Origin of the sequence: Arthrobacter sp. 2RAF6, assembly GCF_052115205.1 — a bacterium.
GTDB lineage: Bacteria > Actinomycetota > Actinomycetes > Actinomycetales > Micrococcaceae > Arthrobacter.
Window position 1 is genome coordinate 1 of the sequence record NZ_JBFRGF010000112.1, and the last position, 695, is coordinate 695.

Below are 695 nucleotides of genomic sequence, written 5' to 3' on the forward strand. Positions count from 1 at the left end.
GAGCAACTCGGGGTCCGCGAACTTCGCCTCACGGGAGGCGAGCCCTTGGTGCGTGCCGACCTGGTGGACATCATCGCCGCCCTCCGCGAGGCGCACCCCGACCTGCCGATCTCCATGACCACCAACGGCGTCGGACTCGACAAGAAAGCGGCAGCGCTCAAGGACGCCGGGCTCACGCGCATCAACGTCTCCCTCGACTCCCTSCACGAAGAAACGTTCRCGAAGCTGACCCGGCGACCCTTCCTGGACAAGGTGTTGGCCGGCGTCGATGCCGCCTGGGCTGCAGGCCTGGGTCCGGTCAAGATCAACGCCGTCCTCATGCGCGGAATCAACGACGCCGAGTCCCCCGAACTCCTGGCCTGGGCTGTGGACCGCGGCTATGAACTGCGCTTCATCGAGCAAATGCCGCTGGACGCCGACCACGGGTGGACCCGGCGGGACATGATCACCGCAGCCGAGATCCGCGGACTGCTCTCCCGGGACTTCGCGCTCAGTCCGGACCCGCGCGAACGCGACGGCGCACCGGCSGAACKATTCGACGTACGACGCCGGGACCCGGCAACCGCCGAAGCCACGGGTCCGCTTCTGGGCACCGTCGGCATCATCGCTTCCGTCACCGAACCATTCTGTTCCGATTGCCGGCGCACCAGGATCACCGCCGAAGGCAAGATCATGAGCTGCTTGTTCTCCCGCGA

General features: G+C 66.9%; 1 protein-coding gene. It reads left to right on the plus strand.

From position 1 onward, the window contains the following. On the plus strand, nucleotides 1-695 hold a 695-nt coding region (locus AB4Z38_RS25720), incomplete at both ends, for a radical SAM protein (RefSeq protein ID WP_441432338.1).